A 1,022-nucleotide genomic window follows, 5' to 3' on the forward strand; every position below is an offset into this window, starting at 1 on the left:
ACATTGTCGGTGGTCAGGGCGGTCACCTGAGCCGCGCTGAAGGTGCCGACTTGCGAGGTGCTCAAGGCGCCGACCTGGGTCGAGGTCAGCGCATTGACCTGCGTCGTCTTCAAGGCAGCAACCTGAGCCGTCGTAAGGGCGGCGGCCTGATCCGACGAGAGCGCTGCGACGTTGGTGGTCGACAGGCCGGCGAGAGCGGCCGTCGTGATCGCTGCAATGTCGGCCGTTGAGAAGCTGGCGATGTCGGCGGTCGACAGAGCGCCGATCTGTGCCGAGTTCAGCGAGCCGACGAGAGCCGGGCTCAGGGCCTCGACCTGGGTAGAGCTCAGAGCACCGACCTGAGCGGTCGAAAGGCCGGTCACAGCCTTCGATGTCAGGGCACCGATCTGCGTGGTCGAAAGGCCGGCGACATTGTCCGTGGTCAGAGCGCCGACCTGTGTTGCGCTCAGCGTGCCAACCTGGGAGGTGCTCAGGGCACCGACCTGGGTCGAGGTGAGAGCGTGAACCTGGCTGGTCTTCAGCGCGGCAACCTGTGCCGTCGTCAAAGCCGCCGCCTGATCCGACGAGAGCGCTGCGACATTCGCCTCCGACAGTCCACCGAGTGCCACCGTGGTGATGGCAGCGATATCGGCCGTGGACAGACCCGAAACCTCCGCAGTGCTCAAGGCGCCGATCTGAGTGGAATTCAGCGCGCCAACCTGAGCCGTCGTAAGGGCGGCAACATTGGCCGAACCCAGCGCACCGACCTGGGCGGTGGTCAGGCCGGTCACCGACTTGGCGGTAAGCGCTGCGACCTGCGTGGTCGAGAGGCCGGCGACATTGTCGGTGGTCAGGGCGGTCACCTGAGCCGCGCTGAAGGTGCCGACTTGCGAGGTGCTCAAGGCGCCGACCTGGGTCGAGGTCAGCGCATTGACTTGCGTCGTCTTCAAGGCAGCAACCTGAGCGGTCGTGAGAGCGGCGGCCTGGTCGGACGAGAGCGCTGCGACGTTGGCTGTCGACAGGCCGGCGAGAGCGGCCGTTGT

The 1,022-nt window shown here is 66.3% G+C and carries 1 pseudogene; it reads right to left on the reverse strand.

Features of this window, described 5'->3' with window-relative positions:
• A pseudogene (locus tag Q4Q11_RS31845) lies at positions 1-1,022 on the reverse strand (beta strand repeat-containing protein); the annotation flags it as partial.

It is taken from the genome of Rhizobium sp. UFLA01-1127, from assembly GCF_059803845.1.